The organism is Burkholderia sp. 572 (genome assembly GCF_040545135.1).
In the GTDB taxonomy this organism is placed as follows: Bacteria; Pseudomonadota; Gammaproteobacteria; order Burkholderiales; family Burkholderiaceae; genus Burkholderia; species Burkholderia cepacia.
Genome location: NZ_JBEPLH010000015.1, coordinates 45794 through 71402 on the forward strand (window position 1 = coordinate 45794; position 25609 = coordinate 71402).

Here is a 25609-nt window from a genome sequence, read left to right on the forward strand (position 1 = left end):
CGCCGCCCTTCCGCCCGACTGGTTTCACGATGACCGACACCCGCCCCGAATCGCATGACGACATCCTCGCCGCCACGCGGCACTGGCTCGCGCGCGCGGTGATCGGGCTCAATCTGTGCCCGTTCGCGAAAAGCGTCTATGTGAAGGAACAGGTGCGCTACGCGATCAGCGAAGCGACGACGCTCGAAGACGCGCTCGCCGAACTCGAAACGGAACTGCGCGCGCTCGACGCGGCCGACCCGCAGCAGGTCGACACGACGCTATTGATCTTCCCGCATGCGTTCGCCGATTTCGTCGACTACAACGATGCGCTGTTCTTTGCCGACCGCCTGGTGGGGCAACTGCGGCTCGACGGCGTGCTGCAGATCGCGAGCTTCCACCCGCAGTACCGGTTCGAAGGCAGCGAGCCCGACGACATCGAGAACTACACGAACCGCGCGCCGTATCCGATCCTGCACCTGCTGCGCGAGGACAGCATCGCGCGCGCGGTCGACGCGTTCCCGGACGCGTCCGCGATCTACGAAAGGAATCAGGAAACACTGCGCCGCCTCGGCCACGACGGCTGGCGAGAATGGATGCGCCGGCCGGGCGACGACGTCTGACGCGGCGTGCGGCGTGCAACGTGCGCCGCGTGGCGCACCGCCCGCCCGCGCGTCAGCCTTCGGCCGGCTCCGCGACCTCGCCGCCCGCCGCCGCGGCTTCCGGCACGAAGAAACGTGCGTTCAGCTCGGCAAGCCCGAACATCCCAAGGATCTCGTTCAGCCGCTCGCCGGGCCGCCGACGCGGCAGGTTCTTGTACTGCGCGATGATCAGCTCGTTCTTCATCGAATGCTCCCAGCCGACCAGCTCGGTCACGCTGACCTGGTAGCCGTGCGCTTCGAGCTGCAGGCAGCGCAGCACGTTGGTGATCTGGCTGCCGAATTCGCGCGTATGCAGCGGATGCCGCCACACTTCCGTCAGCGCGTTCGCGAGCGATTTGCCCTTGTTCTTGCGCAGCACGCCCGCGACTTCCGCCTGGCAGCACGGCACGAGCACGATGTGCTGCGCGCGCTTCGCGAGCGCGAAGCGGATCGCGTCGTCGGTCGCCGTGTCGCACGCATGCAGCGCGGTGACGACGTCGACCGTTTCGGGCAGCTTCGGCGACGTGATCGAATCGGCGACCGACAGGTTCAGGAACGACATGCCGCCGAACCCGAGCCGCGCGGCGAGCTCGGCCGAACGCGTGACCAGCTCCTCGCGGGTCTCGATCCCGTACACGTGCGACGCAAATGCCGCCGTGCCGTGCCCCGGCTGCTGCTTGAAGAACAGGTCGTACAGGATGAAGCCGAGATACGACTTGCCGGCGCCGTGATCGACGAGCGTCACGCTGCCACGGTCGGCCTGCACGCCGGCAAGCAGCGGCTCGATGAACTGGAACAGGTGATAGACCTGTTTCAGCTTGCGGCGGCTGTCCTGGTTCAGCTTCCCGTCGCGGGTAAGGATGTGCAGTTCCTTCAGCAGCTCGACGGACTGCTCCGGGCGGATTTCGTGGGTCTTGTTCGACATCGTGAAGCGGCGCCGGGCCACGGTCGGCAGACCACGGCCCGGCGGCGGGAATTCGTGAGGAATGGCGATAGTTTACCGAAAATGCGCGGTCAGGCTCGTGCGCCGAGCCGCCAGAGCGACGTGACCTCGGCGCGGCGTGCCGCGTGCAGCGGATCGTCGGCGTCGGCGGACTTCGGGTGTGCGGGGCGGATGTCTTCGCGGCCGAGCACGACGAGGCCGGCTTCGTCGATCCACTGCAGCAGGGTGTCGCGCGGCCGCAGGCCGAGATGCTCGGCGAAATCGGACAGGATCAGCCAGCCTTCGCCGCCCGGTTCGAGATGGTCGGCGAGCCCCGCGAGGAAACCGCGCAGCATGCGGCTGTCGGGATCGTAGACCGCGTATTCGATCGGTGCGCTCGGACGGGCCGGCACCCACGGCGGGTTGCAGACGACGAGCGGCGCACGGCCGGCCGGAAACAGATCCGCCTCGACGACCTCGACGCGGCCCGCGTGGCCCAGCCGCTCGACGTTCTCGCGCGCACAGGCGAGCGCCCGCGGATCCTGATCGGTCGCGACGATGCGCTCGACGCCGCGCGACGCCAGCACGGCCGCGAGCACGCCGGTGCCCGTGCCGATGTCGAACGCGAGCGACGTCGCGGGCAGCGGCGCGCGCGCGACGAGTTCGACGTATTCGCCGCGCACCGGCGAGAACACGCCGTAGTGCGGATGGATCGGCGTGCCGCCCAGCGCCGGGATCGGCACACCCTTCTTGCGCCATTCATGCGCGCCGACGAGGCCGAGCAGCTCGCGCAGCGACACGACCGACGGTGCGCCGCCCGGGCCGTACGCTTCCTCGCACGCGGCGCGCACGTCGGGCGCGCGGCGCAGCGGGATCGTGTAGTCGGCATCGAGCGGGATCAGCAGCATCCCGAGCGTGCGGGCGCGCTGCGACTGCGCGAGACGATGCAGGTTGAATGCGTCGACGCCCACCGCGGCCTTCGCCTTCTTCGGCTTGCGTTCGACACGGCGCGCCATCGCCTGCACGAGCTGGCGCGCATTCTGGAAGTCGCCCTGCCAGACGAGCGCGGTGCCTTCGCAGGCCAGGCGGTAGGCCGCGTCGGCGGTGAGACGGTCGTCGGCGGGCACCGCGCGCTTCGGCGGCTGCACGCCGGCTTCGGAGCGCCAGCGCACGGCATGTTCGGCGCCGTCGGCGTCGGTCCAGTGGAAAACGGGGAAATCGGTCACGCGAGCTCGGCTACGGTTGGCTTCAGACAGGCGGCGCTACAGACGCGCGCCGCGCGGACCACACCATACCGCGCTTTGCCCGCGCGGCAAAGCGCGGGCGACCGCCCCGACCGCCGCCCGCGCGATGCTCGCGGCGTGCTGGCGCTGACGGGCCGGTCAGCTCTGGTCGTCGAGCGCGGCGTCCGGCGCGTTCTGCTTCACCGACGCGATGCCGTTCTCGCGGCTCGCTTCGGCCTTGTACAGCTCGCTCGTGCCGATGATCTCGTGATTGCCGGCCTTCAGGTTGAACATGAACTGGCCGTTGCTCGCGGTCTTGCGCTCGTAGCGCGCGTCGTCCGGCGCGTTCTTGCGCACCGACGCGACGCCGTTTTCCGCCGACGCCTTGGTCTTGTACAGCTCGCTGCGCAGAATGATCTCGCCGTTGGCGGCCTTCAGGTGGAACAGGAACTGCCCGTCGCTCGCTTTCTTGATGACGAATTTCGCTGCCATGGTGCCCTCTCGAAAAAGTCGCCCGGCCCTCCGGACTGAGGCAGTCTAAACGCGATTGACGCGCAAGACGTAAGGCACGTGAAGCTCGATCGTCAGGAATCGTCAGACGGCGCCGCGATCGCGACGCTTCGTCCGGCCCGGCGTCCGGCATCCCGCATCGCGCCGGCATCGTCTACCCGCCCCACCCCGGCATCGCCGGCATGCGCAACGTGCCCGCGTCGCTGAAGCGCACGGTGCCGAGCACGCCGCCCGCGAGCCGGCCGCGCAGCGCATACGGCAACTCGCCGCTGGCAGCCGCGCCGGGCAGGTTCCACGCCTGCCGCGCGGCGGCGAACGCCGACACGGAAACCGGCACGTCGAGCACGGCCTCGCCGAAGCGCGGCACGACGCCCGAGCGGTCGCTCACGCCGCTCGCGAACGGCGTGCCGTTCAGGTCGAGCGCCACCGAGATGCCGTCGTATTCGATCGGCGTGTCGTTCGGGTTCTGCACGCGCAGCTTCAGGTTGAAACGCATCTCGAGGCCCTGCCCGACGAGCGGGTCGAGCCCGGCGACCGACACGCGCACGGAATCGCGCGTGAGCCCCGCGCAGCCGCCGAGCAGGAGCACGGCGGCGAACAGCAGCAGCACGGCGCGCAGCGGCGCGATTCGGAACAGGGTTCGTGGCATGGGGGCCTCCTCGCGGCAATCGGTGAGCGGATCGTCGCTGCATTGTACCGAGCGCGCCCCGCACACCGGGTTTCGTAGTTTTCGCGGCCACGCCGGATCGTTAATAGATTAAAACTACGAAAATACCAGCTAAACGGAAAGCGCATTAATGCTTTCCAGCATTCAATGAAGCGCAGTGAATTCAATAGATGCAATTTCTAAATTTTTCGTTTCCTTTACCTAAAACCATCAAGTATATTTACGCATCCTTCGAGCAAGCCGACAAAGCTTGAAGCCGCATGACGGCGATTTTACGGAACGGCGACACGCCTTCCTGCCATCCTGCGGCCCGGCCCGGCCAGCCCCGTAGGTCGTTGGTTCAATGGAATCGCGCGCCCGCGCAGGGCGCGCGGCTCCGTGTCGTGCGCGCGAAATCAACTCAGTACAACACGCGCCCGGCCATTTTGAACCGGCAAGTTAACCGACATCCGGAAATCCAGAGGGGGCAGTAAACCATGATTACCTTCACGTAGTCGGCCGCCGTCTTTTCGAATAATCCGTCATTGGCATTTTCATCGCTGTTGATTAACGGCGAGGGGATTGTTTTTGCCGGCGTTTTCGCAGCACTGAACGATTCTTTCAACAATCGAGGTTTCAGTCATGTCGATCGATATTCGCAAGATGCGTTATCTGCCGCTCGTCGCCGCGCTCGCACTCGCCGGGTGCGGCGGTGACGACGGCGGTGCAGGCTCCGCTTCCGCGCTCAGCTCCGCCGGCGCGCCGCACTCGGGCTCGTCGCCCACCGTCAACGCGCCGCCGAGCGCATCCAACGTCGACAAGAGCGTGTCGCCTGTCGAGTTGCCGGACACCGTGGTGCCCGTGAACTACCGGCTGTGGTTCCGCCCGAACGACGCGCTGAACGCGTTCGACGGCCGCGCCGACGTCGAGATCAAGGTGCTGAAGCCGGTCAACAACATCGTGATCGCCGGCCACCGGATCAAGTTCACGAACGGCCGCATCACGCTGCAGCCGGGCAACATCCAGCTGATCGCGACGCCGCAGGACAAGGGCGACTTCTACCAGCTGCGCCCCGTGAGCGGCACGATCTCGCCGGGCAACTATTCGCTGCACATGGAATGGTCGGGCATCATCAACTTCAAGTCGTATGACGATCCGGGCACGAAGACGGGCGGCAGCTGCGGCGACGATCCGTATCCGGGCTGCTCGGCTGCGGAAGGCGTGTTCCGCGTCGACCTGAAGGGCACCGACGGCAAGACGAGCGGCGCGATCCTCACGCAGGGCGAAACCAACCTGTCGCGCCAGTGGTTCCCCGGCTGGGACGAGCCGGCGTTCCGCCCGACCTATGAAGTGACGGCCGAAGTGCCGTCGAACTGGCGCGTCGTGTCGAACGCGGCCGAGAAGCCGTCGACCAACGTCGGCGGCGGCTACAAGCTCGTGCAGTTCGAGAAGACCCCGCCGATGCCGTCGTACCTGCTGTTCTTCGGCGGCGGCCTGTTCGACACCTATGAAGACGACTTCACGAGCCCGCTGCCGGGCGGCAAGGGCGGCCTGCACCTGCGCGTGTTCACGCCGCCGGGCATGAGCGACTGGGCGAAGCCGGCGATGGACCGCACCAAGCAGGCGCTCGACTTCTACTACCGCTACACGGGCATTGCGCTGCCGCTCACGAAGTTCGACACGGTGGCCGCGAACGACGCGTTCAAGGAGCAGAAGGACCTGAACTTCGGCGGGATGGAGAACTGGGGGTCGATCCTCGAGTTCGCCGACGACATCCTGCCGCAGCCGGGCCAGCCGATGTCGCACTACGGCAACGAGGTGCTGACGCACGAAGTCGCGCACCAGTGGTTCGGCGATCTCGTCACGACCGACTGGTGGGACAACGTGTGGCTCAACGAATCGTTCGCGACGTTCTTCGAGACGAAGACGACGATCCAGTTCTTCCCCGACGAGTTCAGCTGGCTCGACCAGGTGAAGAACAAGTACCGCGTGATCAATCGTGACATCGGCCCGAACGCCTTCCCGGTCGCGCCGAACTTCAACGGCTGGGCCTCGAACGACTTCGTGCTGAGCGCCAGCGCGTTCACGTACGACAAGGGCGGCCACGTGCTGAAGACGCTCGAGAACTATCTCGGCGAACAGACGCTGCGCAAGGGTTTGCAGCAGTACCTCGTCGACTACTCGTTCGGCAACGGCACACCGAAGCGCCTGTGGGATGCGCTGTCGAAGGAAAGCGGCCAGGCGATCGGCGCGATCGGCGACAGCTACGTCCGCCAGACCGGCGTGCCGCTGATCTCGCTCGACACGCAGTGCGACCTGACGAAGAACCAGACGGTCGTCACGCTGAAACAGCAGCCGTTCCCGAACAAGAACGCGTATCCGGGCCTGCAGTGGACGGTGCCGATCACGCTCGCGTACGGCCAGGGTCTCGCGAAACGCACGACGCTCGCGCTGAAGGATACGCAGACGCAAACGCGGATCGACGGCTGCACGGGCGTGGTGGCCGACCCGAGCGGGCTCGACTACTACGTCGTGAACTACAGCGACGCGGCCTGGAGCGGGCTGCTCACGCAGGTCAACGGCTCGACCGATCCGGTGCTGCTCGCGAACCTGAAGAGCGAAGCCGCGCTGCTCGTCGCGAACAACCTCGCGCCGGCATCGCGCTCGACGTCGATCGGCTCGGTCGCTTCGCCGGCTGCGATGAAGCTGCGCCAGACGCCGACCTTCGGCGGCATCGAACCGGTGACGAAGGAACGCCCGGCACTGCAATACCAGGGCATCTTCAAGCCGCGTAAGGTAGTCACGCAGTAACGGTGCGCGCCCGGCCGGTGCCGCGCAGCCTGCGGCGGCCGGCCGGCGTACCGGTTTCTCCGACCTTTGACGGGCCTCGCGTGCGAGGCCCTTTTTCATGCCCGGCGTGCGTCGGGCCCGGCGACACGTCGCCGGCCGTCGTCACGCCCACGCCGCATCCCACGCCGGCTGCGCGAACCACGTCGCGAGGAACGCGACGAGCCGCGACGCGCGTGCGGTGCCGCGCGCCGGCTGGCGCAACACGTGGATCGTCGCCGGCTCGGGCGCCGCCGCGAACTGCGGCAGCACCGCGCGCAAGCGGCCATCGCGCAACGCATCCCCCGCGAGCCAGGTCGGCAGGTGCGCGAGACCGAGCCCGTCGATCGCGGCTTCGAGCAACGCTTCCGAATGATTGCTGCGAAACCGCGGCTGCGCCGGCGCGTGGCGGCGCTCGCCGAAGCGCCACGCGCCCGGCGGCGGCACCCCGTGCCAGGCGAGGCAGTCGTGCCCGGCGAGCGCGTCGGGCGTATCCGGCTCGCCGCGCCGCGCCAGATACGCCGCGCTCGCGCACAGCACGCGCCGCTGCGGCGCCAGCACGGTTGCGACGAGGCGCGTGTCCTCGAGCGGGCCGATGCGCACCGCGAGATCGACATCGGAGCCGAGCCGCGCGCCCTGCAGGTCGACCATGCTGTCGGTCAGCACGAGGTCGACCTGCAGCGCCGGATGACGCTGCATGAACGCGGCCAGCGCGGCCACCAGATGCCGCCGGCCGAACGGCGCCGGACAGTCGACGCGCAGCAGCCCGCTCGGCTCGTCGTGCTGGCTGTGCAGGTCTTCCTGCAGGCCGCGCAGCTCGGCCAGCATCCGCGTCGCGCGCCCGTACAGCAACTGCCCGGCCTCGGTGGGCCGCAGCGCATGCGTGGTGCGATGCAGGAGGCGGATGCCGAGCTGTGTCTCGAGCCGGTCGATGCGCCGCGTGACCGACGACGCGGCGACACCCAGCCGGCGGGCGGCCGCCGAGAAGCTCTGCTGGTCGACCACGTCGACGAACAGCGCCAGGTGCGGGGAAAGGAAATCGTCCATTCGGTGCCTTCGGATTTGGCTATGCGTTCATCGCAAAACAATCATCCGCCTTTGCGGGTTTCCGCGTCAAACCGGGCCGACTAGACTGCGTTCATCCATTTCACTCGCTGCACGCCCCGCCCCACCGGGCCGCGCGGCAGCCAACCGCCACGGAGATCACCATGCGCAGCATCCGCTTCGACGCCCCCGCCGCCGACATCGAGTCGCTCGACGCGCGGGTCAGGGAAATCGACACGCCCGTACCGGCCGACGGCCAGATGCTGATCGAGGTGCACGCGGCCGGCGTGAACCCGAGCGACGTGAAGGCCGCGCTCGGCCGCATGCCGCACGCGGTGTGGCCGCGCACGCCCGGGCGCGACTGGGCCGGCATCGTGCGCAGCGGCCCGGAAGGCTGGATCGGCGCGCCGGTGTGGGGCTCGGGCGGTGATCTCGGCGTCGGCCGCGACGGCTCGCATGCGCAATGGCTCGTGCTCGACGCGGCACTGGTGCGCCGCAAGCCCGCCGTGCTGACGCTCGACGAAGCGGCCGGCGTCGGCGTGCCGTTCGTCACCGCCTACGAAGGCTTGCGCCGCGCCGGCATGCCGACGGCCGGCGACGTCGTGCTCGTGTTCGGCGCGAACGGCAAGGTCGGCCAGGCCGCGATCCAGCTCGCGACCGCGCACGGCGCAACCGTGATCGGCGTCGAGCGCAGCGCCGGCGGCTATCGCGGCCACGCATCGGGCGACGTGCACATGATCGACGCGTCGAAAGAGCCGGTGGCCGACGCGGTGCGCGCGGCGACCGGCGGCCGCGGCGCGGACATCGTCTACAACACGGTCGGCAGCCCGTACTTCGAAGCGGCGAACGCGTCGATGGCGATCGGTGCACGGCAGATCTTCATCTCGACGATCGAGCGCAGCGTGCCGTTCGACATCTTCGCGTTCTATCGCGGCCAGCACACGTTCGTGGGCGTCGATTCGCTGCAGCTCGGCGGCGCCGCGGTCGCGCAGATCCTCGACACGCTCGCGCCCGGCTTCGGCAACGGCACCCTGCGCCCGTTCCCGATCGGCGACGACTACGTCTATCCGCTCGAGCGCGCGCACGATGCGTATCGCGCGGTGCTGGCCGGTGCGCGCGAGCGCGTCATCCTCAAACCCTGACGCCGGATCACACGGGAGACCGCCATGACGGATTACGTGACTTCGCTCGCGGTGGGCCTCGGCGTCGGCGTGTTGTATGCGCTGCTGCACGTGCGCTCGCCGGCCCCGCCGCTCGTCGCGCTCGTCGGGCTGCTTGGAATGGTGATCGGCGAACGCGCGATCGCGCTGTTGCGCTGACGGGTCGATGCCGCTAGCGGTCGTCGCGCCGGCGGAATGCCCACCACGCGGCGAGTGCCGTGAAGCCCGCCACGAGCAGCACCATCAGCCAGAAGCCGTGCTTGTTCTCCGAGAACGGCACGCCGCCGACATTCATCCCGAAGAAGCCGGCAACGATGTTGATCGGCAGCGCGATCACGGTCACGAGCGTCAGCGTGAACAGCGTCCGGTTGTTCTGCTCGTCGAGACGCGAACCGATCTCTTCCTGAAGCAGCTTGATCCGCTCGTTGAGCCCGGCCAGGTCGGCGAGCACCAGCGAAAACTCCTCGGTCGACTCGCGCAGCTCCTGCACGTCTTCCACGTGCAGCCAGGCGGGCGGTTTCGCGAGCAGCCGGAAGATCGACCCGGGCTCGGGCGCGAGCATGCGCTGCAGGCGCGTCAGCGTGCGGCGCATCGCGCCGAGCTCGATGCGGCTCGACGTGAGCCGCTGCGACAGGAAGCGGTCCTCGATGCGATCGACGTCGATACTCGTGCGCCGCATGATCTGGATCAGCAGGTCGGCCTGGTCGCGCAGCAGGTGCACGAGCAGCTCCGCCGGCGACCGGAACTGCTCGCCGTCGCGCACGCACGCGCGCAGCGTGTCGACCGAACGCAGCGGCTTGAGCCGCGCGGTGACCATGATGCGCCGCTCGACGTGGACGAACAGCGTCGCGATCTCCGACGGCGTCAGTTCGAGGTTGAACATCACGTCGTTGACGATCGCGCGCAGTGCGCCGTCTTCCTGCTCGATGCGCGTCGAGCGCGACCCTTCGTGAAGGAATTCGAAGAAGCTGTCGGGCAGGCCGAGGTGCGTGCGCATCCAGCGCTCGCTCGCGCCGTGCGCGAGATTGAAGTGCAGCCAGACGAAATCGTCCGACGCGCCATCGTGCTCGCGGCACGTGCGCAGCCACGCGGCGGCCGTGTCGGCATCGAGCGTCGCGCCGGATCCGCCCGGATCGAAGCGGAATCCGCACACCATGCCGGACGTATCGGCGCCGTAAGTCTGTACGATCAGGTCCATCGTGTCGAAGGTCGTGCGGCGCGCGGCGCGCCGCGCATCGCGGGTCGCGAGCCCGCGCCGGAAAAGGAAAGGAAACGTATGCCCGACGGGCGTGACGCGCCGGTGACAGCGTCACGCCGCATCATACCGGCCGATTCCGCGCCCCAAAAGCAACGCGCCGCCCAACGGGCGGCGCAGGTGCGGCAGGCCGGCAAACGCGAGACGCGTTACTGCCGCGTCTCCGACTGCGCGGCGCTCGGGCACGCGGGATCCTTGCCCCAGTGACCTTCGCAGACGCGCCAGCGGCACAGTTGATCCTCGAAGAAACCGCGCTCCGAGCATTCCTTCACGCGCGATGCCAGCGAGCCGGCCGTCGCGGCCGTCTTGGTCGGCACGGCCTGCGCCTTCTGCGCGGCGAGTTTCTTGTCGGCGGGCTTCGTGCGCGCGACGAGCGCCGCGAGCAGATCCGCATCCGGATCGTCCTTCCCGGCCGCCTTCGCACTGCGGGTCGGCGTCGCGTCGCGACGCTTCTTCGCCTGCGCAAGCTCGGCCTGCTGTTCCTTGCGATGCTTGCGGGCCTCGGCCTTTGCGTCGGCCTTGGCATCGGCCTTCGTGTCGGTCTTGCCGTGCGCCGCGACCTTCGCGTTCTTCGCTGCGTCGGCCTTCGCGGTCTTGGTCGCAGCAGCAGCTGCGGCAGCAGCGGCGGCCGCACCGGCCGTGCCCGATGCATCGTCGGCGCCGTTGGCGAGCGCGCGCGACAGGCGGCTGTTGTCCGCGGCGGACGCGGACGATGCGGAAGCAACGGTTCGGGAAGCTGCGTCGTCGTTGACGATCGTGGCCGGCTGCGCGGCGGATGCCGCATTTTGCGCGACCTGCACGGCAGCGTCGCTGGCCGCTGCGGCCTTCGCCGGTGCGGCGGCCGCAGGTGCGGCCTCGGCCGTGACGGCGGCGGCCTGCTCGCCCGAATGCTGCACGCGCCATGCGCCCCAGCCACCGACGGCAACCACCAGTGCAACGACGGCCGCGATCGGCGCCTTCAGCGAACGGCGCGGCGGTTCGGCCGGCGGCGTGACACGTCCTTCCAGATTCGCGAGAATGCGCGACTGCTGAGCTCCGTCGCCTGCCGGTTTGGTATCGGACAGCAGGCTGGGCGGAGTTTTCGAATTTGAATTTTCCGGCGCACTCATTCAGCGTCTCATTGAATCCTGGTTTAATTCACCGCGATAATATAGCCCGGCCTCTCGAAGCAGCCTGATTCTAAGAGCAAGCATTGCAAAACACAATCAATTCCAATTTCCGGGGATTTCGTTGATTGCCGTCGCACTCGTCGCCTATTTCGCCCTTGCCGTAGCAGTTGCGGCACTGTTGCTTTTACCGGGTATCCGCGCGACCGTTTTCGAATCCGTCGCCCAGTTTCACGGCCGCCTAACACGCCGTGCGAACGATCGCGCCGCGCGTACGCGAAGTCAGATTGTTAAATCGGCAAGCGTTACGCGCGGTGCTTTAAACGATGTGCAAAATTTACTGGTTCGGCGGCGCTTGATGATTATGGTATCGGCAGGTATTCTTGCGACGCCGCCATTGGTCGCCATTGCGTTACGCGGCCGGCAATTGTTCCAGTACGACGACACGGCGCGCGTGCCCGACGAGAAGATCGCCGCCCTGCTGCAGGGCGAACAGCTCGTACCGCCCCCGCCGCTGCCGCCGGAAGTCTTCGCCACCAAGGAAGTCGAACAGGTACGTCCGGCGCTGAAGGATGCAAGCCGCGACTGGAACCTGCTGGATCCGGATTTCCGTACGCGTTTGCTGCTGGTCTACAAGATCATGCACGAACAATATGGATATGAAATGGCGTTGCTGGAAGGTTACCGGAGCCCGGAACGGCAGAACCGGCTGGCGGCAATGGGCGGCAACGTGACCAACGCGGCGGCCTTCCAGAGTTATCACCAATTCGGGCTGGCGGCCGACAACGCATTCCTGCGCGACGGCAAGCTGGTCATTTCCGAGAAAGATCCGTGGGCGATGCGCGGCTACCAGTTGTACGGCCAGGTCGCCGAACAGGTTGGCCTGACCTGGGGGGGCCGCTGGAAAATGATGGATCTCGGGCACGTGGAATACCATAAACCCGGTTTTAAACTGGGACGCGGCAGCTAGCCAGGGCTGCCGGACAGGAAATAATGAGGGCGGCATGGGGCTTTTTAATATCCCGGCAGGAAACGATATGGGCGGCGCAAAAAATCATGCATTCCGGTGCGCGATTTTTTCCGGCCGCCGCTTCCGTTTTAAATCTCACAGCGTCCTTTCGTTAATGCGCGCGCCTTCTCCGATGCCGCGGGCGCATTGATGCCAGCCCCCTTCATCCCGTTTGACAGCATGGCGACACATCGCGGCGCCACCCTTGCCGCTCGACGCGCCTGCGTCGCCTCACCGAATCGCACCGGAACCTGAACGTCCTATGCAACGCATCCTCAACGTGCTGACTCATCCGCGTACGCTCTCGATCGTCGGGATCGTCGCGCTAGCGGCCATCCTCTTCATCGTCGCCGACATGCTCCAGTTGCCGCTCCTGTGGGCGGCGATCGCGTTCGCGGCGATCCTCGCACTGTGGCTCGTCGTCGCGCTGTGGCGCCGCTGGCGCGTGAAGCGCGCGAACCAGCAGCTCGGCCAGGTGCTGGAGGAGCAGGCGGAAACCGGCAAGATCGCTGCGCCCGCCGCCGCCGCGCTCGCCCCCGACGCGAAGACGGCCGACCTCGACGTGCTGCGCACGCGCCTGTCGGACGCCGTGAAGACGATCAAGACGTCGAAGATCGGCCAGGTATCGGGCGGCTCCGCGCTGTACGAACTGCCGTGGTACATCGTCATCGGCAACCCGGCCGCGGGCAAGAGCAGCGCCGTGCTCAATTCCGGCCTGCAGTTCCCGTTCGCGGACAAGAACAGCGCCGTGATCCACGGCATCGGCGGCACGCGTAACTGCGACTGGTTCTTCACGACCGAAGGGATCCTGCTCGACACGGCCGGCCGTTATTCGGTGCACGAGGAAGATCGCAGCGAATGGCTCGGCTTCCTCGGCCTGCTCAAGCGCTATCGCCCGAAGGCGCCGATCAACGGCATCATCGTCACCGCGAGCATCGCCGAACTCACCGGCAACCGGCCCGAATTCGCGATCAACCTCGCGAAAAACCTCCGCCAGCGCGTTCAGGAGCTGACGGAGAAGCTCGAGGTGTTCGCGCCGGTCTATGTGATGTTCACGAAGGCCGACCTGATCACCGGCTTCACCGAATTCTTCAGCAGCAGCGACAAGCACGAGTACGACCGCGTGTGGGGCGCCACCCTGCCCTACGAACCCGACGACAAGCGCGACGTGGTCGCACAGTTCGACACGCACTTCGAGGAACTGTACGAAGGGCTGAAGGAAATCAGCGTCGCGCAGCTGTCGCTGTCGCGCGGCAACCAGCTGTCGCCGGGCCAGCTGAGCTTCCCGCTCGAATTCTCGACGATCAAGCCGTCGCTGCGCGCGTTCCTCGCGACGCTGTTCGAGAACAACCCGTTCCAGTACAAGCCGATCTTCCGCGGCTTCTACTTCACCAGCGCCTTGCAGGAAGGCGAAACCAACAGCGCGGCCGCGCAGCGCATCGCGCAGCGCTTCGGCCTCGACGGCAGCGCGCTGCCGAAGCCGCACAGTGCATTCTCGAAGAACGGCTTCTTCCTGCGCGACCTGTTCTCGAAGGTGATCTTCGCGGACCGCCAGACGGTGCGGCAGTTCGCGAGCCCGACCAAGACCCGGTTGCGCTATGCGACCTTCTTCGGCTTCGTCGCGGCGCTCGCGCTCGCGCTGGGCGGCTGGACCTGGTCGACGATCGGCAACCAGCAGCTCGTCGCGAATGTGCAGGCCGACCTCGACAACGTCACGCGCCTGCAGCAGGGCCGCAACGACCTGCAGTCGCGCCTGCAGGCGATGGACATCCTCGAAGACCGGATCGAGCAGCTCGAGCAGTTCCGCCGCGACAAGCCGGTCTCGGTGTCGCTCGGCCTGTACCAGGGCGACCGTCTCGAGCAGCACCTGCTGACCGAGTATTACAACGGCGTGCGCCAGATCCTGCTGGCCCCCGTGTCGCAGAATCTCGCGTCGTTCATGAAGGACGTGAACGCGCACCCCGAGCAGCTCGTGCCGATGACGCGCCCGCCCGAATCGGGCGCCGTGCAGGGTGGCGCGATTCCGGTCTCGACGAACGCGGCAGGCGCCGCGCCGCAGGCCGGCGCCGCACTGGCCGCATCCGGCACCGCGCCGGCCGCCGCGCAACAGCCGGCCGCTCCGCAGGGCGGCCTCTACAGCGACGCGTCGCCGACCAACGTGCAGGACGCGTACAACGCGCTCAAGACGTACCTGATGCTGTCCGACAAGCGTCACGTCGAACAGGCGCACCTGACCGACCAGCTCGCCCGCTTCTGGCGCGGCTGGCTCGAGACGAATCGCGGCAACATGCCGCGCGACGAGATGATCAAGAGCGCCGAGCGCATGATCTCGTTCTACCTGTCGCGCGTGAACGACGACGACTGGCCGATGATCGACGCGAACCTCGCGCTCGTCGACCAGACCCGCGAGAACCTGCGCCGCGTCGTGCGCGGCATGCCGGCCCGCCAGCGCGTGTACGAGGAAATCAAGGCACGCGCGTCGACCCGCTTCGCGCCGATGACCATCGCGCGCATCGTCGGCGACGGCAACCAGGGGCTCGTGGCAGGCAGCTACGCGATTCCGGGCACGTTCACGCGCGAAGCGTGGTTCGACTACGTGCAGCCGGCGATCCGCGACGCGGCGACCAAGGAACTGCAGGCGAAGGACTGGGTGCTGAACACGTCGACGCAGGACGACCTGACGCTCGAGGGCAGCCCCGAGCAGATCCAGAAGACGCTCGTCGGCATGTACAAGACCGAGTATGCGCAGCACTGGCAGAAGTTCATGCAGGGCATCGCCGTGCAGGGCTTCAGCAGCTTCGGCCAGGCCGTCGACGGGATGAACCGCCTCGGCGACCCGCAGGATTCGCCGATCCGCAAGATCCTCGAGACCGCGTACGACCAGACGTCGTGGGACAACCCGTCGCTCGCGAACGTGACGATCAAGAAGGCGCAGACGGGTGTCGTGAACTGGGTCAAGCAACTGTTCTCGCGCACGCCGGCCGGCCAGGTGGCGGCCGCCAACATCGACATCAACGGCAATCCGGCCGAGGTGCCGATGGGTCCGATCGGCCAGGAATTCATCGGGCTCGCGCGGATCGTCGCGGTGCATGACGGCACGTCGATGCTCAAGGGCTACATGGAGTCGCTGTCGAAGGTCCGCACGCGCTTCAACGTGATCAAGAACCAGGGCGACCCGGGCCCGGGCGCGCGCCAGCTGATGCAGCAGACGCTCGACGGCAACGGTTCGGAACTCGCCGATTCGCTGAAGCTCGTCGACGAACAGATGCTGACCGGCCTCACCGATTCGCAACGCAAGTCGCTGCGTCCGCTGCTCGTGCGGCCGCTGATGCAGGCGTTCGCGGTCGTGATCCAGCCGGCCAGCGCCGAAGTCAACAAGGTGTGGAACGCGCAGGTCTACCAGCCGTTCCAGAACTCGCTCGCGACGAAGTACCCGTTCGCGGCGAGCGCGAAGGTCGAGGCCGGCGCCGGTGAAATCGCGCAGGTGTTCGGTCCGGACGGCTCGATCGCGAAGTTCGTCGGCACGACGCTCGGGCCGCTCGCGGTGCGCCGCGGCGACACCCTCGCCGCCCGCACGTGGGGCGACATGGGCATCGGCCTCACGCCGGACTTCACGAACGGCTTCGCGCGCTGGGTCGCGCCGCTCGCGGGCGGTGCGGCAGGCGGCGCGGCCGCGTCGTCCGAGCCGCAGACGGTGTTCCAGATCCTGCCGCAGCCGAGCACGGGCACGACGGAATACACGATCGCGATCGACGGCCAGCAACTGCGCTACCGCAACACGCCGCCGCAGTGGACCAACTTCGTGTGGCCGAACCCGCAGGGCTCGCCGGGCGCGACGCTGTCCGCGACGACCTTCGACGGCCGCACGGTGCAGCTCGTCAACGAGCCGGGCCGCTACGGCCTCGAGAAGCTGATCAACTCGGCGCAACGCAAGCGCCGTCCGGACGGCACCTTCGACCTGACGTGGGCGCAGGGCAACGTGAACGTGTCGGTGACGATGCGCATCATCAGCACGTCGCAACCGTCCGGCGGCGGGGGCAGCGACCAGCCGCAGCAGCAGAGCCTGCGCGGCCTGCAGCTGCCGTCGTCGGTCGCCGACGCGAGCGCGGGCGCCGCGCAGAACGCGACCCAGTCCGGCACGGTTACGCCGGGCGCAGCGCCGGCCGTCGCGGCCGCCAACGCAACGAATGCACAGGGGGCGCAATGACGCAAACCGTACAGGCGCAAATCGCCTACTTCGGCAAGATTCCGTCGCGCGGCGACTTCGTGAAGAGCCCGCACAATCCGCAGTTGCTGCAGACGCTCGACCGCTGGATCGCGCAGGCGCTCGAACTGCTCGCGGAAGATCCGCGCTGGAAGCTCGTCTACGAGGATGCGAAGCCGATGCATTTCGCGTTCCTCGGCTCGCGCAGCAAGCTCGCGATCGCGGGCCACATGGTCGCGAGCCACGACGTGTCGATGCGCCGCTTCCCGTTCCTAGGCGCAACGGCGCTCGAGGTCGACCGGCCGCTCGCGTTCCTCGCGCGCAGCCCGCTCGCGTTCGCGCGGCTGTGGTCGCGCGTCGCCACGCAGATCCCGCCGCTGCTGGGCAAGGACGAGCCGCCCGGCGCGCTGCAGGCGCTCGGCGACACGCAGGTGCCGATCGACGTCGGCGGCCCCGGCACGTCGCATGACGGCACCTTCAACGATTTCGTCGAACACCAGTCGCTGTACGGCCTCCAGGAGATGCTGCTCGACAGCGGTCATCCCGTGCGGCTGCGCGGCGCGATGCTCGCGCTCGGCTCGCTGCTGCGGCCGGTGATGCAGAGCGGCTCGTCGCACATCGAACGCGGCCTCACGCTGCCGCTGCCGGTCGATCCGTTCTACCGCAGCCTCGTCGCCGCGTTCTGGCTCGAACTGATCGCGCCGTTCGTCGCGCAGGCCGACTTCGAGCTCGCGATCTTCATCGGCACGATCGCCGAGCGCGAACGGCTCATCATCGGCTTCAACGGCGCGTCGGCCAAGACGCTGCTGAGCGTCGTCGACCCGCAGACCTACGCCGCCCACAACATTGACATCGACGATCCCGAGTGGATCGACGCCCATGCGCAAAACGATCACCAGATCAGCAAGCTCGTCAGCTACCTCGACCAACCGCAACTCTCGCTGCGCGTCGCTATCGACGCGTTCCGTGAAGCGTTCATCGGAGGCTGACGGGATGCATCGCATGAATCACGTCCTCGCCGCCCTCCTCGCCTCGGGCCTGTTCATCGGCAGCGGCACGGCCTTCGCGCAGAACACGGGCGCGACGGTCACGCCGGTCGGCAACGGCACGGTCGCGACGACCGCGCTGCCCGCGAACACCGGTGCCGCACCGGGGACGGCGTCAGGCGCCGTCGTGCACGGCACGGCCGGCACCGCGAGCACCATCACGCCGCCGCCCGCGGCCGCGACACCCGGCCAGGTGGTCGTCGGCGGCAAGGTGCCCGACGAGGCGACCAAGGCCGCCGTGCTGCAGAAGCTGCGCGACACCTACGGCGCGACGAACGTCGTCGACCAGATCGAGGTCGGCGACGTCGCGACGCCGCCGAACTGGAGCGCGAACGTGCAGAAGCTGCTCGGCGCGCAGCTCAAGCAGATCAGCAAGGGGCAGCTGAAGATCAACGGCACGCAGATCGAGATGAAGGGCGAGGTGCACAACGAAGCGCAGCGCCAGCAGCTCGCGAGCGACATGGCGAACACGCTGAACCCGACGTATACGATCAGGAACGGGCTGCGCGTATCGGCATCCGAACAGGGCGTGCTCGACCAGACGCTCGCGAACCGGACGATCGAGTTCGAAACGGGCAGCGCAACGCTCACGCCGCAGGGCAAGCTGATCCTCGACCAGATGGCGGCCGCGCTCGCGAAGATGCAGAACCGCACGGTCGACATCATCGGTCACACAGACAACTCGGGGAACCGCACGTCGAACATCGCGCTCAGCCAGGCGCGCGCGGATGCGGTGAAGGGTTACCTGATCACGAAGAGCATCCCGCCGCAGCAGATGACGACGACGGGCGTCGGGCCGGATCAGCCGATCGCGCCGAACGATACGGCGGACGGGCGCGCGCGGAACCGACGGATCGAGTTCCGGGTGGGGCAGTAAGCGTAGAGGGATGTCACGGGCCGCTTCGTACGGAGCGGCCCGGCAGGCGACGGGCGGCGGCAGCGATGCGCCGCCCGTTTCACGTTTACGACTGCTCGTCCGGCCTCACGCCCAGCAGTTCGCGAATATGCGACAGCGAGCCGTCGTCCTTCACGACGCTCTCGAGCCACTTGTGCAGCGGCATGTCGGCCCATTCGGCCGCCTTGTCGGCAAGATACGCGACCGGGCTGTGCGGCTCGGTCTGGCGGAAATAGCGGGCGACCGCGCGCAACTGGTCGACGGCCTGCGCACGGTTCTGGATGCCGGCGATCATCTGCGTCACCGGGGCGCGCGGAACGGGCTGCGGCTGCACGTGAGTCTCCTCGGTCTGAATCGGGTTGCCGAACACCGGCTCGATGCGCTCGGGTTGCGCCTGCGGTGCCGACTGCGTGTGCGGCGCGCTGCCCGTATAACCCTGCTCGCGCGCAAAGCGCTCGGCGAGCCGGTACACGGTCTCGAACGCGTCGCGCGCCTGCCGGAAGCTCGGCGCCGAATCGCCCGCGCGCTCGACGAGCCGCTCCTCGAACGCATCGAGCGCGAATTCGAACGCCTTCAGGTTCGCGAGCAGCGCCGTGTAGAACGCGATCGACGTCACGCGCCGCGACGAATCGATCTGCTCGATCGACGGCTTGCCGCGTGCGATGTCGTCCGCGTGTTCGGGGTCGCGCTTGATGGCCTGCGCGACATGCTGCGCCACTTCCCAGTCGAGCGTGCTGAACGCGTTCGACGCACCGTCCGTCAATGGCACCGCGCGCAGCAGCTCCGCCGTGCGGCCGGACAGCCACGCGACGTTGCCGAGCCGGTGCTCGATGTCGTCGTCTTCGGGCAGCGGGTGCACGGTGTCCCAGAAGTCGCGGCACAGGCCCTCGAGCAGCGCATAGCCTTCGGTGAGGCCGGTGATGCCGTCCTCGAGCGCGAGCGCCTCGGTCAGCCATACGGCGAGCCGCAGGTCCTTCGTGCGCGTGCGCAGCAGCTCGCCTGCGTGATCGACGACGAAGCCCCAGTCGGCCTCCTTGATCTCGGTCACCCATTCGCCCTGGTCGAGCGTCGGATCGTCGTAGCGCCGCGCGTCCTGGATCGCGTCGAATTCGTTCGAAAACAGCAGGTCGTCGCCGCTGGGCGACGCATCGCTGATCGGCGTCAGCAGCTCGGGGAGATTGATCGGCATGGTTTCAGTTCATCAATGCTGGGTGATGCGCGGCCGCGCTCATTCGACGGTGTACGTGAATTCGCCGGCCTCGTCCGCGCGCACCGCGATGCGCGCGATGGCCGCGCCGTCGGCGATCCGGCCGAGCACGTGGCCCGCGATCTCCGGCAGCAGCGTGCCGTTCAGGATATGGTCGACGTTGCGGGCGCCCGAATCGACTTCGGTGCAGCGCGCGAGCACCGCGTCGACGAGCGACTCGTCCCATTCGAACGCCGCCTTGTGGTTCGCCTCGATCCGGCGGCGGATCCGCTCGAGCTTCAGCTCGATGATCTCGGCCAGCACGTCGTCGGAAATCGGGTAGTACGGCACGACCTTCATCCGCCCGAGGAACGCGGGCTTGAACGTCTTGTACAGCTGCGGACGCAGCGTCTCGGCAAGGGCATCCGGATCGGGCAGTTCCTCGGCCGGCTTGTTCAGGCACGCCTGCATCACCGCGGCGGAACCGACGTTCGACGTCAGGATGATCAGCGTGTTGCGGAAGTCGATCTCGCGCCCTTCCGCATCGTCCATCGCGCCCTTGTCGAACACCTGGAAGAACATCTCGAGCACGTCGGGGTGCGCCTTCTCGACCTCGTCGAGCAGCACGACCGAATACGGGTTGCGGCGCACGGCCTCGGTCAGCACGCCGCCTTCACCGTAGCCGACGTAGCCCGGCGGCGAGCCCTTCAGGCCCGACACGCTGTGCGCTTCCTGGTACTCGCTCATGTTGATCGTGACCATCTTGCGCTCGCCGCCGTACAGGATGTCGGCCAGCGCGAGCGCCGTCTCGGTCTTGCCGACGCCCGACGGCCCGACGAACATGAACACGCCGCGCGGCTTGTTCGGATCCTCGAGGTTTGCGGTCGCGGTGCGCACGCGCTGCGCGATCGCGTCGAGCGCATGGTCCTGGCCGATCACGCGCGCGGTGAGCAGCGGCTGCAGGTTCAGCACGGTGTCGATCTCGTCCTTCACCATCCGGCCGAGCGGAATGCCCGTCCACGCGGCGACGATCTCGGCGACGACATGCCCGTCGACCTGCAGCGGCACCATCGGCTCGCCGCCCTGCAGCGCGTGCAGCGCCGCGACGCGCTCGGCGAGCTTGTCGCGGGTCGCCTGCACGTCGACCGGCTGGCCGTCTTCCGACGGGCCGCGTGCCTTGTCGAGCGTGTCGCGCAGTTCGGTGATCTCGGCGACGATCGCACGCTCGGCTTCATAACGCGCTTCGTCCTTCGCCAGTTGTTCGAGCGCCGTGTCGCGCGCGCCGCGCAGCTCGCCAAGCCGCTCGTCGTGCGCCGCGCCGCCGGCCGCCTCGCGCTCCAGCGACGCGATTTCCGCGTCGATCCGCTCGATGCGCTTCTTCGTGTCGTCGATCGCCGCCGGCGTCGCGCTGTGCGCGAGCGCGACCTTCGCGCACGCGGTGTCGAGCACGCTGATCGCCTTGTCCGGCAGCTGGCGGCCGCTGATGTAGCGGTGCGACAGACGCACGGCCTCGGTGATCGCATCGTCAAGGATCCGCACGTTGAAGTGCTTTTCCATCAGGCCGGACATTCCGCGCAGCATCGCGGCCGCGAGCGGCTCGCTCGGCTCCTCGACCTTCACGACCTGGAAGCGCCGCGCAAGCGCCGCGTCCTTCTCGAAGTACTTCTTGTATTCGCTCCACGTCGTCGCGGCGATCGTGCGCAGCTCGCCGCGCGCGAGCGCCGGCTTCAGCAGGTTCGCCGCGTCGTTCTGGCCGGCCTGGCCGCCCGCGCCGATGATCGTGTGCGCCTCGTCGATGAACAGGATGATCGGGTGCGCGCTCTTCTTCACCTCGTCGATCACGCTCTTCAGGCGATTCTCGAACTCGCCCTTCACGCTCGCGCCGGCCTGCAGCAGCCCCATGTCGAGCACGTGCAGCGCGACGCCGCGCAACGGCGGCGGCACGTCGTCGGCCGCGATGCGCAGCGCGAGGCCCTCGACGACCGCCGTTTTGCCGACGCCGGCCTCGCCGGTCATGATCGGGTTGTTCTGGCGGCGACGCATCAGGATGTCGATCGCCTGGCGGATCTCGGCTTCGCGGCCGATCACCGGGTCGATCTTGCCGTCGCGTGCGCGCTGCGTGAGGTTGGTCGTGTACGTGTCGAGCGCGGGCGTCTTCGACGGGCCCGCCGCGGGCGCCGCGCCGTCGACTGCCGGCGCGAGGCCGCCGTCTTCCGTATCGGCCTGGCGCGGTTCGGCCTCGCTCGATCCGGCCATGATTTCGTCGAACTTGTGCTTCAGGTCCGTCACGTTCACTTCCGCGAACTGCGACGACATCCGCTGCGCGAATTGCGCGAGATCCGGCGCGGTCAGCAGCGCGAGCAGGAGGTGCCCGGAACGGATGCGGCCGAGCTGCGAATCGAGCGACGCGATCAGCCACGCCTGCTCGAACAGCGCGATCAGGTGCACGGAGAACACCGGCGTGCGCGTGTTGCCTGTCTTCAGGCGCGTCAGCTCGCGCTCCAGATCGGCGCGCAGCGCATGCGGATCGACACGGCTCGCGCGCAGCGCGAGCGGCAGGTCGCCCGCCGGCTCCTCGAGCAACGCGAGGAACAGGTGCTCCAGATCGACTTCGTAGTGGCCGCGCGCCAGGCACGCGCTCGCCGCACGCTCGGTCGCGTGGCGGCACAGCGGGTTCAGTTTCGTGATCAGGGTCTTCAGAGGCGTGCTCATGGCGTCGATCTCAGGTTCGATTGTGTGTTGTTAGGGTCTGTTTACATATGGAACGCGCATGCGTTGCCACGAGAACGGCCGCTCGCGAGGCGCGCGACGCCGCGAATACTGACGTATTCGCAAGGAGCGCAACGCGGCGAGCGGCCGTTCTCGTGGCAACCCCAAATCAAAAAATTCATATCACGGGAATGCCCGAAATCGCCCGCATGGCGGCGTCGCTCGTCACTTGTTTGGCTCGGCCAAACGGCGCTCCTCACTTCTTGCCCTGCGAGCGATTTCGGGCATTCGCATGCGCGTTCCATATGTAAACAGACCCTTGGATTCAGTGAATCACGTGCAGTTCGTAGCGCGCGTCGGAGCGATCCTCGAGCGCGTCCCGCGTGCACAGGAACGCATCCCAGCCGAGCCGCGAGCCCGCGCCGAGCACGCTCGCGCCGACCTCGGTGCGCTTGAGCACGAGCTTCACCTCGTATTCGAGCGTGACGCCGGCGAGCAGCGTCAGCATCCGCTCCAGTGCGATGGCCTGCGCGCCGCCGGGCAGGAACGCCTCGTAGTCGCGCTTGGACAGCGGGCCGACGACGATCCGCGCGCGCATGTCGCGCTGCCATACGCGTTCGCCGACGAGCGCCGTCGCGCCGAGCACCGCGTTGACCTCGCCGAGCACGCTCAGCTGGTCGGGCGGCACGTCGTACCACTTGCCGACGAACTGGTCGATCTTCACCGGCACGCGGAAATAATCGGACAGCGTGCGCTGCAGGTATGCAGCCGACATCGGCCGGTGCCGCGCGGCCAGCGCATAACCGGCAACGGCCTCGTCGAGCACGCCGCCCACGCCGGCCGCGAGGCTGTCGCGCACTTCGTCGCTCGGCACGCCCGCGATCGCGAGCAGCAGCGGCAGGTAGCGTTCGTCGCGATCGAGCTCGTAATGGAACGGCAGCCGGTATTTCTTCCACGCGGCATAGAACAGCGCGGTCGCGCGGTTCGAGAACACGTCGAAGAATGCGCGCGCCGCGTGGTCGCGCTTCAGGTGCTCGCGCGCGATGATCTGCTCGGTGTAATGCAGCGGCAGCGCGCCCTGCCCGCCAAGCAGCCCGAAGAACGCGGGCGTCAGCTCGACGTGGCCGAGCTCGCCGGCCGCGAGCGCGGCGCCGCGCTGCTCGTCCGTCTTCAGTTGCGTGCCGTCGCCGTCGAACGAGCGCGCGCCTTCGATCTCGCTCGGCGGAAAGCCGAGCGACAGCGTGTTGCGGAATTCGATGCGCTGCGCGACCACGTCGCCCTGCCGCCACGCGCCGGGCGCATCCGACGCCTGCCGCGCGAACAGCCCTTCGAGCACGCGCACGGCCTGGAAGAACTCGAAGCGGTGCGGTTCGTCGAGCAGTGCGTCGACTACGCCAGGATCGATTCGCCGGTCCGGGGCTTGCATCGGATGATCTCCTCGCCGGTGCGCTTCGACACGACGACTAGTTGAACGAAACTGTTGAGGTGGACGTACAGCCCGAAGAAGCTGTCGAGCACGCGCACGAACGAGGCCAGGCTCGCGCCGACGAAGTGCTCCTCGTCGATCGTCAGGCGGATCTCGATGCCGCGCACGAAGGTCGCGAACGGCTTGCCGGGCAGCCACTGCACGGCGCCGCGCTGCTCGACGCCGGCGAGGCCGTCGATCTGGCGCATCGACACGGCGGTGCGCCGCAGGTCGTACAGCGTCAGCATTTCCTTCAGCGGCGCGAGGCCGTGCGCGACCAGCGACACGTGATTGAGCGCGAGGTGCGACACGAGCCGCCAGTGCGCGGCGCGGCCGCGCTCGAAGCGTACGCTCTGCGTCGGGCGGCGCAGCATCGAGATTCCGCTCGTCTGCGCGCCGCCTTCCTGGAACAGGTCGCCGCCTTCGAGCCCGAACGCGAGCATGGCCGGCAGGTCGCGGTTCGTGCAGGTGAGGTCGAGGCTCAGCGTGTCGGTCTGCGGCGACGTCGGCTCGAAATCGATGTCGACGATCGAGATTTCGGTTTCATAGCCGGGGCTCTTCTGCGCGACCCAGTCGTTGCGGCGCGCGAACCAGTAATGGCCGATCCGCGCCGATTCGCCGTGATGCAGCGAGTAGAACGGCCGGAATTCGATCACCGATTCCTCGTGCGCCTGCTGCCTGACGAGCTTCACCGAATCGATCGAGTACACCTCGTATGCGAACGCGCGCCGCGCCTCGGCGATCACCGGGTAGGACACCGCGCGGTGCGTGATGCGGATCGGCTCGCCGTGCTGGCGGAACAGGTTGACGATCGGCGTGCAGAACAGCCGGAAGTGGCTCGCCGTCAGCAGCTCGAGCAGCCGCGCAACGTGCGAATCGCTGCGCACGTCCTGCAGCACGAGATGCAGTGTCGCCCGCTGGCAGCGTCCCGTCGCGCGCGCGATCGCCGCGATGTCGAAGTCGACGAAATCGAACTTGTCGGGGAACGCGAAGTATTCGGTGAGCAGGCGATACGCGGGATGCGATTTCGCCGGGTAGTCGATCAGCGCGTCGTCCTCGTCGAAGCCGGCGTGCGCGATCGGCAGCTTGCGCAACGCGGTCCAGCGGCCGTTGCGTTCGGGCTCGACATACGCGCCGAGCACGTTGACGAACAGGCAGTCGGTCAGCGCGGCGACGAACGACTGCTCGCCGTGCAGGTGCGCGCGCAGCGTCGGCAGCTTCAGCGCACCGAGATCGAGCTGCGCGGCGAGCGACTCGAACGTGATCGAGATCACGCCCGTCGCGTTCGACGGCAGCACCGTCGCGCTCGGCGCGAGCGCGACCGGCGTGTAGCGCGCTTCCGAGATGCGGATCGGCGCGAGCGTCACGTCATAGGCGGTGCGGAACCGGCACTGCACGCCGCGGATCGGGCGGCTCTTCAGCTCGGTACCGCGATCGATCACGACCGGCTCGGTCTGCTGGCCGGGCGAGGCCGGCGTGAACTGCGCGATCGAGCACGACGGGAACGGCCGCAGGTAGTGCGGATAGAGCACTTCCAGCAGCGCTTCGGTGAATTCGGGGTAGTCGTCGTCGAGCTTCTTGTTGATGCGCGCGCCGAGCAGCGCGAACGACTCGATCATCCGCTCGACGTGCGGATCCTCGCAATGCTCGCCGGACAGCGCGAGCCGCGCCGCGATCTTCGGATAGCGTTCGGCGAAATCTCGCGAATAGCGCCGCAAAAACGATAATTCGCGCTCGTAATACGGCAGCAATTCTTCCATCGACGACCCCGAACCTCAATATT

General features: G+C 67.7%; 18 protein-coding genes and 1 pseudogene. 8 read left to right on the plus strand and 11 right to left on the minus strand.

Annotation, left to right across the window (positions count from 1 at the left end):
* The first annotated feature begins 29 nt into the window (after positions 1-29).
* A complete protein-coding gene (locus tag ABIC51_RS26580) occupies positions 30-602 on the plus strand; it encodes a DUF1415 domain-containing protein (RefSeq protein ID WP_146254887.1) in 573 nt (190 codons plus the stop codon).
* 52 nt (positions 603-654) lie between these two features.
* On the opposite strand, the gene ABIC51_RS26585 is transcribed toward ABIC51_RS26580, so the two are convergent.
* The 4 genes from ABIC51_RS26585 to ABIC51_RS26600 form a co-directional block, all read right to left on the minus strand.
* Positions 655-1545, minus strand: coding sequence for a class I SAM-dependent methyltransferase (locus ABIC51_RS26585; protein ID WP_021161799.1), 891 nt, complete (start codon positions 1543-1545; stop codon positions 655-657).
* Positions 1546-1634: 89 nt separating this feature from the next.
* The gene (locus ABIC51_RS26590; RefSeq protein ID WP_146254886.1) at positions 1635-2768 is read right to left on the minus strand and encodes a methyltransferase; all 1134 of its coding nucleotides are present in this window, start codon (positions 2766-2768) and stop codon (positions 1635-1637) included.
* A 156-nt stretch (positions 2769-2924) separates the two neighbouring features.
* Positions 2925-3257, minus strand: a complete 333-nt coding sequence (locus tag ABIC51_RS26595; RefSeq protein WP_027788501.1) for a YegP family protein — start codon at positions 3255-3257, stop codon at positions 2925-2927.
* A 172-nt stretch (positions 3258-3429) separates the two neighbouring features.
* A complete protein-coding gene (locus ABIC51_RS26600; RefSeq protein WP_027788502.1) occupies positions 3430-3924 on the minus strand; it encodes an LEA/WHy family protein in 495 nt (164 codons plus the stop codon).
* Between the two features lie 639 nt (positions 3925-4563).
* Between ABIC51_RS26600 and ABIC51_RS26605 the strand changes: the two genes are divergently transcribed.
* The gene (locus ABIC51_RS26605; protein WP_059710380.1) at positions 4564-6732 is read left to right on the plus strand and encodes a M1 family metallopeptidase; all 2169 of its coding nucleotides are present in this window, start codon (positions 4564-4566) and stop codon (positions 6730-6732) included.
* 141 nt (positions 6733-6873) lie between these two features.
* On the opposite strand, the gene ABIC51_RS26610 is transcribed toward ABIC51_RS26605, so the two are convergent.
* The gene (locus ABIC51_RS26610; protein WP_021161804.1) at positions 6874-7794 is read right to left on the minus strand and encodes a LysR family transcriptional regulator; all 921 of its coding nucleotides are present in this window, start codon (positions 7792-7794) and stop codon (positions 6874-6876) included.
* A gap of 161 nt (positions 7795-7955) precedes the next feature.
* Between ABIC51_RS26610 and ABIC51_RS26615 the strand changes: the two genes are divergently transcribed.
* Complete coding sequence (locus ABIC51_RS26615; protein ID WP_059699712.1) at positions 7956-8933, plus strand: quinone oxidoreductase family protein; 978 nt, start codon at positions 7956-7958, stop codon at positions 8931-8933.
* A 24-nt stretch (positions 8934-8957) separates the two neighbouring features.
* Positions 8958-9107, plus strand: a pseudogene (locus tag ABIC51_RS26620) (DUF1427 family protein); the annotation flags it as partial.
* A gap of 16 nt (positions 9108-9123) precedes the next feature.
* On the opposite strand, the gene ABIC51_RS26625 reads toward ABIC51_RS26620, so the two are convergent.
* Together ABIC51_RS26625 and ABIC51_RS26630 are read right to left on the minus strand one after the other, a co-directional pair.
* Positions 9124-10149: a transporter gene (locus tag ABIC51_RS26625; RefSeq protein WP_060359935.1), complete on the minus strand. Its 1026-nt coding sequence runs from the start codon at positions 10147-10149 to the stop codon at positions 9124-9126.
* A 206-nt stretch (positions 10150-10355) separates the two neighbouring features.
* Positions 10356-11315 (minus strand): hypothetical protein, encoded by a 960-nt coding sequence (locus ABIC51_RS26630; RefSeq protein ID WP_027788506.1) that lies wholly within the window; start codon positions 11313-11315, stop codon positions 10356-10358.
* A gap of 121 nt (positions 11316-11436) precedes the next feature.
* On the opposite strand from ABIC51_RS26630, the gene ABIC51_RS26635 reads away from it, so the two are divergent.
* The 4 genes from ABIC51_RS26635 (at position 11437) to ABIC51_RS26650 (ending at position 18448) form a co-directional block, all read left to right on the plus strand.
* Positions 11437-12282 carry a M15 family metallopeptidase gene (locus ABIC51_RS26635; RefSeq protein WP_021161809.1) on the plus strand — a complete coding sequence of 282 codons (846 nt, stop codon included), beginning with the start codon at positions 11437-11439 and terminating at the stop codon, positions 12280-12282.
* Positions 12283-12583: 301 nt separating this feature from the next.
* Positions 12584-16528, plus strand: a complete 3945-nt coding sequence (tssM, locus tag ABIC51_RS26640; protein WP_175862491.1) for a type VI secretion system membrane subunit TssM — start codon at positions 12584-12586, stop codon at positions 16526-16528.
* Complete coding sequence (gene tagF / locus ABIC51_RS26645; protein ID WP_027788508.1) at positions 16525-17514, plus strand: type VI secretion system-associated protein TagF; 990 nt, start codon at positions 16525-16527, stop codon at positions 17512-17514. Before tssM ends, tagF begins: the two co-directional genes overlap by 4 nt.
* 4 nt (positions 17515-17518) lie before the next feature.
* A complete protein-coding gene (locus ABIC51_RS26650) occupies positions 17519-18448 on the plus strand; it encodes an OmpA family protein (protein WP_059688450.1) in 930 nt (309 codons plus the stop codon).
* Between the two features lie 85 nt (positions 18449-18533).
* Here the strand turns inward: ABIC51_RS26650 and tssA are convergent, their stop codons facing one another.
* The 4 genes from tssA to tssF all read right to left on the minus strand — a co-directional run bounded on the left by tssA (position 18534) and on the right by tssF (position 25586).
* A complete protein-coding gene (gene tssA, locus ABIC51_RS26655) occupies positions 18534-19655 on the minus strand; it encodes a type VI secretion system protein TssA (protein WP_059699704.1) in 1122 nt (373 codons plus the stop codon).
* 39 nt (positions 19656-19694) lie between these two features.
* A complete protein-coding gene (tssH, locus tag ABIC51_RS26660) occupies positions 19695-22364 on the minus strand; it encodes a type VI secretion system ATPase TssH (protein WP_059699702.1) in 2670 nt (889 codons plus the stop codon).
* Between the two features lie 322 nt (positions 22365-22686).
* Positions 22687-23787: a type VI secretion system baseplate subunit TssG gene (gene tssG, locus ABIC51_RS26665; protein WP_048023630.1), complete on the minus strand. Its 1101-nt coding sequence runs from the start codon at positions 23785-23787 to the stop codon at positions 22687-22689.
* Positions 23751-25586 carry a type VI secretion system baseplate subunit TssF gene (gene tssF / locus ABIC51_RS26670; RefSeq protein ID WP_021161817.1) on the minus strand — a complete coding sequence of 612 codons (1836 nt, stop codon included), beginning with the start codon at positions 25584-25586 and terminating at the stop codon, positions 23751-23753. Before tssF ends, tssG begins: the two co-directional genes overlap by 37 nt.
* Positions 25587-25609 lie beyond the last annotated feature (23 nt).

Bases quoted from the DNA above. Each gene is read 5' to 3' on its own strand.
- ABIC51_RS26595 (WP_027788501.1), bottom strand. From the start codon at position 3,257: ATGGCAGCGAAATTCGTCATCAAGAAAGCGAGCGACGGGCAGTTCCTG.
- ABIC51_RS26580 (WP_146254887.1), top strand. From the start codon at position 30: ATGACCGACACCCGCCCCGAATCGCATGACGACATCCTCGCCGCCACG.
- ABIC51_RS26625 (WP_060359935.1), bottom strand. From the start codon at position 10,149: ATGGACCTGATCGTACAGACTTACGGCGCCGATACGTCCGGCATGGTG.
- tssG (WP_048023630.1), bottom strand. From the start codon at position 23,787: ATGCAAGCCCCGGACCGGCGAATCGATCCTGGCGTAGTCGACGCACTG.
- ABIC51_RS26615 (WP_059699712.1), top strand. From the start codon at position 7,956: ATGCGCAGCATCCGCTTCGACGCCCCCGCCGCCGACATCGAGTCGCTC.
- tssF (WP_021161817.1), bottom strand. From the start codon at position 25,586: ATGGAAGAATTGCTGCCGTATTACGAGCGCGAATTATCGTTTTTGCGG.
- ABIC51_RS26605 (WP_059710380.1), top strand. From the start codon at position 4,564: ATGTCGATCGATATTCGCAAGATGCGTTATCTGCCGCTCGTCGCCGCG.
- tssA (WP_059699704.1), bottom strand. From the start codon at position 19,655: ATGCCGATCAATCTCCCCGAGCTGCTGACGCCGATCAGCGATGCGTCG.
- tagF (WP_027788508.1), top strand. From the start codon at position 16,525: ATGACGCAAACCGTACAGGCGCAAATCGCCTACTTCGGCAAGATTCCG.
- tssM (WP_175862491.1), top strand. From the start codon at position 12,584: ATGCAACGCATCCTCAACGTGCTGACTCATCCGCGTACGCTCTCGATC.
- ABIC51_RS26630 (WP_027788506.1), bottom strand. From the start codon at position 11,315: ATGAGTGCGCCGGAAAATTCAAATTCGAAAACTCCGCCCAGCCTGCTG.
- ABIC51_RS26650 (WP_059688450.1), top strand. From the start codon at position 17,519: ATGCATCGCATGAATCACGTCCTCGCCGCCCTCCTCGCCTCGGGCCTG.
- tssH (WP_059699702.1), bottom strand. From the start codon at position 22,364: ATGAGCACGCCTCTGAAGACCCTGATCACGAAACTGAACCCGCTGTGC.
- ABIC51_RS26585 (WP_021161799.1), bottom strand. From the start codon at position 1,545: ATGTCGAACAAGACCCACGAAATCCGCCCGGAGCAGTCCGTCGAGCTG.
- ABIC51_RS26610 (WP_021161804.1), bottom strand. From the start codon at position 7,794: ATGGACGATTTCCTTTCCCCGCACCTGGCGCTGTTCGTCGACGTGGTC.
- ABIC51_RS26600 (WP_027788502.1), bottom strand. From the start codon at position 3,924: ATGCCACGAACCCTGTTCCGAATCGCGCCGCTGCGCGCCGTGCTGCTG.